General features: G+C 29.0%; 7 protein-coding genes. 1 reads left to right on the top strand and 6 read right to left on the bottom strand.

Annotation, left to right across the window (positions count from 1 at the left end):
• From T369_RS0107740 to T369_RS0107755, 4 genes are all read right to left on the bottom strand, one after another.
• The coding region (locus T369_RS0107740) for an FtsK/SpoIIIE domain-containing protein (RefSeq protein ID WP_162164966.1) at positions 1 to 935 on the bottom strand (935 nt) is incomplete at its 3' end.
• A gap of 289 nt (positions 936 to 1,224) precedes the next feature.
• Entirely contained in the window at positions 1,225 to 2,550 is a 1,326-nt protein-coding gene (locus T369_RS0107745) for a replication initiation factor domain-containing protein (RefSeq protein ID WP_162164967.1), read from the bottom strand.
• Positions 2,551 to 2,682: 132 nt separating this feature from the next.
• The gene (locus tag T369_RS0107750) at positions 2,683 to 3,027 is read right to left on the bottom strand and encodes a hypothetical protein (protein ID WP_031553887.1); all 345 of its coding nucleotides are present in this window, start codon (positions 3,025 to 3,027) and stop codon (positions 2,683 to 2,685) included.
• 217 nt (positions 3,028 to 3,244) lie between these two features.
• Positions 3,245 to 3,535, bottom strand: a complete 291-nt coding sequence (locus T369_RS0107755; protein ID WP_031553889.1) for a hypothetical protein — start codon at positions 3,533 to 3,535, stop codon at positions 3,245 to 3,247.
• Between the two features lie 283 nt (positions 3,536 to 3,818).
• On the opposite strand from T369_RS0107755, the gene T369_RS0107760 reads away from it, so the two are divergent.
• Complete coding sequence (locus tag T369_RS0107760) at positions 3,819 to 4,388, top strand: replication/maintenance protein RepL (protein ID WP_031553892.1); 570 nt, start codon at positions 3,819 to 3,821, stop codon at positions 4,386 to 4,388.
• A 251-nt stretch (positions 4,389 to 4,639) separates the two neighbouring features.
• On the opposite strand, the gene T369_RS0107765 is transcribed toward T369_RS0107760, so the two are convergent.
• Positions 4,640 to 5,113, bottom strand: a complete 474-nt coding sequence (locus T369_RS0107765; RefSeq protein WP_031553895.1) for a hypothetical protein — start codon at positions 5,111 to 5,113, stop codon at positions 4,640 to 4,642.
• The coding region (locus T369_RS09435) for a hypothetical protein (protein WP_031553897.1) at positions 5,086 to 5,352 on the bottom strand (267 nt) is incomplete at its 5' end. The genes T369_RS0107765 and T369_RS09435, both read right to left, overlap by 28 nt.

Below are 5,352 nucleotides of genomic sequence, written 5' to 3' on the forward strand. Positions count from 1 at the left end.
CCTTTTTTAATAGTTTCTGTGTTATTAGAGAATATAAATTTATAATCCTCTTGAGTCCCTTCACCTAATAGCAAGCGAAATGCTGGCGCATTTCTTATAGCTATTTTTAAAGTTTCAGAGTTGAAATTTTGACCTGCAAATATCAGATAGACCCCCGAAGAACGCCCACGCTGTATTATTTGTGATATCAATTTATAAAATCTATCCTGGTTATATTCCTCTTTTTTGCTAGTTGGAATTGAACTAATTAAAGATGTTAATTCATCTATTATAATGATATCACATTTGATATCAAAATCATATGCCGTTGCCCCTAATTTACCAGTTTTAGAAATCATCTTTGATATATACTTTTGTCTTTCCTCAAGATTATTATTTACCATTTCTAGCATTTCAAAAATAGCAGGTATTTCATTATAAATATTCTTATAGAATGAATTCAAAGCAGTAAACTCATTCTTAGGGTCTACTAAATATAATGAACCATCTTTGATATCATTTTTGATATCGTTAATACCGTTAAGGAAACAACTCAATATAATTTGATAAATCGTTGTTGTTTTACCCGAATTTGTGACACCTGAAATAATCCCGTGGGGTTCTTTATTTAATTGCCAGATTAAATCATTTTGCAACTTGATTTTATAACAATCACTAGTTTTAATATCTTTTAAACTTTTTGGAGTAAATGTCTTAATTATATTAACGTCCTCAAGCGTAAAATTAAATGATAGTGTGTCATCTGATTCAACAAAATCAACTACAGCATAATTTTTATACTTTCCACGAAATGAATTTGAAACTAAAATGATTAAATCATCAATACTATTCATTGAGGGTAAACGCTCAAGCGTAACATACGCTTGACCTTTTGTATCAATTAATTTCAAATCAACAGTAACATCAGGAACTTCAATTTTTTTAGTTTGCTTCATTATATTTAATTTCATTGTATTTATTAATGATTTTCTTATCTGACTTTCAATATTCACACTTGAACAATATAATTTCAAGCTGTGAAATTTAATTTTTTTAATCCATTTATATAATGATATCATTAAAGATATCAATGTTAATATCACTAATGATATCACAGGTGCTATCAATTTGATATCATTTATTTTAAAATATGATATCAAGAGTGATAGCAGAAGTGATATCGATATTGATATCACTTGCCAAAAACCACTACGTCTAATTAGTGGAATGGTGAATTTGTCAAAGTTATTCTTTGTATAAATCCTCCCCATTTAAAGTCACTCTCCTTTGTATGTCTCTATTTAGTTGTTTAATGTACGATTTTTTCAAAACTCCTGCTTTGAAATCTTCTAAAACTGCATCAATTTCAGATTTAGATAATTTAGTTGCATTTAATATTGCACGTTCTTGTTTTTTCGATTTGGTATAAGTTCTATTATGTTCTTTCAGAACATCAAAAATTGAAATATCATAACTTGATAAAATTTCATCAAGCACAAATAAAGTAGGTGTAACTGTTGCAGATATCCAACTAAGCATATCTATAAATTGCGGGTCACGACCCGCAGAATTGAATTCAAATTTTTGATTATTATTTAAAAACTCAAGCCAAAAATCTGACGTTCTCCACTCTCTTTTATCTTTTAAAAGTGTACCTTTATTTGAATAAGTAGGTTCTTTAAATGTCACAATTGAAGAAATAAGCTGTTTATAGATTTTATCCATATTATTATGCGTATCTTCTTCATACAAAAATGAATTAACAACTTGCCTACAATGGTCATCACCGTTAATCGATATCTCATATCTTTCCCAAAAACCAGTTTGTTTAACGATATCAATTAATTGTAATCCTTTAGATTTAGCTTGCGCTAATTTATCATAAGCCCTTAAATAAGTGCCTTTTCCAGACCTTTTAGAACCAATATATCTTGTATGCCCTAGTATATCCCCTTGACCGTCATCTTCCTTAATTACGTTTTTTGATCGCTTTGGCGAACAAAAATGATTATTATCAAGTTTTTCACCTATCTTATCTAAAGATAGAATACCTGGTTCAAATAAATCTAAAGCAATATCTAATCTTGTTATATTCTTAGCAAATTCATCTACTTTCGATAAAATATAATATTCTTTATTTGTTGCTGTAGTCATCTCATGGAGATAACTACAACCTTGTCCGGTAATAATAATATTTGCTGTAGTCATATTTCTAGCGTTAGCAGTATTTTCGTTATCTTCTTCAGAATAAAATACCTTAAGAAACCCCCCTACAGTTTTACCGCGATTATAGAAATTTTGTCCTGTTATGTCTTCAAATTCATCAAAATTGATATTGAAGCAATTAAAGAACTTATAAACGGGCTTCAATCTTTCAAATTGTGTTAAATTGTCTTCTAACGGTAATTTAACAGTGAACGATATCCAGTCTAAACGATATCCCGAAGCCTTTACCTGCTTATTTAACAAGTTATGTGTGATATCATTTCTGATATCATTATCAAGTTTGAAATTTGAAAGATTAGTAATATCATTTTTGATATCATTAATTTCACTTAGTCTATTTTTCAAAGTGATATCACTTTTGATATCTCCGTTGGAAGCCACGTAACTACTGTTGTGGCTTGAACCTTGATTTGTTGTTAAATCAAGGTTTTCAGCCGTTTTAGTCGATTTTAGTTTTTTATCCATTATTTTTACCTTTTAATCATTTATAACATCAAAAGCTGTTGCTTTTGCTATGTAAACTGTCATATTTTGCTTGAAGTCATACCCTAAACCACTTAATGAATAAAGTTGACCACCAACTAAATTAGGCGCATCCTTTTGTGTCTCATACACATATTTAACAACTCTAGACGTTCCTAACTCTGAAAAAACTAAAGTCCAACCTGCTTGGTTTTTTGATTTTGTACCATCTTCAAGCTTTTCATAATACTTAATTGCTGGAGCGCCTAAATAAATGCACTCAACATTTTTAAATTCAGTCATATTACCCGACTGCTTTTCATTTTTTGCTTTTGCTATCCTATTTTGCAAATTTACCATAAAAAATACCTCCGTGAGAGTAGCATTCATCTACACCCACAGAGGTTATTCCGTTTTTTTCTTGACTATTAAGATTTTTTCGAATATAATAATAGTATATTGATAAGAAAAATGACGGAGTAGACTTGTTTGGCGATGGGTGCTACTCTTTTTCTTTTGTTTTTTAAATTCTATATTTTTAATTATAATGCAAAATCAATGATTTTGCAAATCAATATTACAACGACAATCCTTGATCGTTGTTTTTTTTATCTTCTAAACCGTCCACGGCTTGTTTAAGTTTCAATCCACCTATTTCAATTTCAAGATTTTCTAAAAATTCGTCAATATGCTTAGAATCTTTCAATGTATACAACTTATCAAGTAATTTTTTCAATAATCTTTCCAAATCCTCGTCACTTATATTCAATTCTTCACATAAACATTTTAACAAAACTTTATATTTTGTAGGATTTAATCTTTTCAATTCGTTAAACAGTTTTTCAAGTTTATCTATTTTTGCATTCATATTCTTACCTCATTATTATATGATTATATGGAAAAAAAACTAAAATCGTACGAATTAAGTTTCCTTAACTCGTAAATTAATTATAACATAACGCAACAGCATTGTCTATATATTAGTCAAGCGTCAGATATGCTGTAAACCTTGTTATATCAATGTTTTAATTTTTATTTTATCCAGAAAAGGTTTATTTCTTGAAACCTTTCATATTTATTTGGTATAATAATAGAAACCTAACGTTCTTTAGGTATACTATAAATAACTTTTAATGAAAGGTATTAATAAAATGGAAAATTTTTCAAGTCATAAAATAAATATTAAATGGTTTGCTTGCACAACATCAGCAACTGAACTGCTATCATCAACGGCTTTAAACGCGACTGAATCACAGTTGTTGTTTTATTTGTTAGGTAACATAGACCGCAATAATAGAGTAAAATACGAAAGTTACAACAAAATTGCTGAATCACTAACAGCGAGCCAAAGTGCGATTAAAAAAGCGATGATGACTTTACGAAATTACGAGATTATTACGAAAGATACAAATTATTCAAAAACAATATTTATCAACCCTGAATTTTTCTATGCAGGTGGTCCCGACCTTAACGAAAGTAAACAAGCTTATTATGAAAAATGTCAAGCGGAATACAAAAAGAAACAAACAGAACGTAAAGACAAATTAAATGAAACGATGAGCAAAAATAAAACAAAACAGGGTCGCAAGAAAAAAAATACAATAAATTCTAATGATGAATTTGAAAATGCATTGAATAATAAATTTTATCTTGATATGTCTGACGATAATTTTGAAAAAATAACTTTAGATGAATTTGCGAAAGAATTAAATAATGAATAATTTATTCGCTTGAAGAAAGTAAAGGGGGAGAGTATTTTTTAAAAAAAGATCACTACGTTAATTTTTTTAAAAAATCTTCCTCCTTTCTCCCTTGACTTATCTTCATTTTTCGCTATCCTTTTCAAGTGCAAAGCACACCGAAAAAGTTAATTAACTTTTTCATGTGCTTTTTTCTTTCAAGTCTAAAGCGAAAAAATCGCCTTATTATCTTGTTTCTATTTCTTTATTTGCAAGCTCCCGAAAAAAGCTGATTAGACTTGTTTTTTCCCTTTTTTCTGTTTTCTCAACTCTGCAACCGTCATTCCTAATGCTTGTTCAAGGTCTTTAATTTTATTCTCTGCAATTTTCAGTTTTAATTCTAAATCTGCTATTTGTTTGTAAACATCTGTTGTTGTCACTTTTCTCACGTATTCATTATATGAATTACGAGCATTTACAGAATCGTTATATTTACTTGCTAATCCTTGCATTATAGCACGTTCTTCAATTGATTTATATCTAACGCTAAACCCTGGTTTAGCTTGTTTTTTTGACTTTTCTTTTTCTTTTTTTAAGTAGATAATATCCCCATTTTTATCCCTTTTCGGCTCTCCATTTTCATCTAGGTCAGCAATTGGAAAACCTTTATCATCTAATATATAATTATCAAGTTTATCACCAAATTTTAAAAGTATATCCATTTTATTGTCAATTTGAGTTAATAGTTCTTGTTCTTTTTTTGCCATTTTATTTTTTTTCCTTTCTTATAAGCCTGTAAAAAGCTTTCTAGTGTATTTAAATTATATTTGTGTAAGTTAGGCACGAAAAACCTCTGTGGATTATTTACAAATCCCGCAAGAGTATAGTACCCCATAAATTTAGCTGGTAAGCCTTTTTTAATAGTTTCTGTGTTATTAGAGAATATAAATTTATAATCCTCTTGAGTCCCTTCACCTAATAGCAAGCGAAATGCTGGCGCATTTCT

Origin of the sequence: Gemella sanguinis ATCC 700632, assembly GCF_000701685.1 — a bacterium.
GTDB lineage: Bacteria > Bacillota > Bacilli > Staphylococcales > Gemellaceae > Gemella > Gemella sanguinis.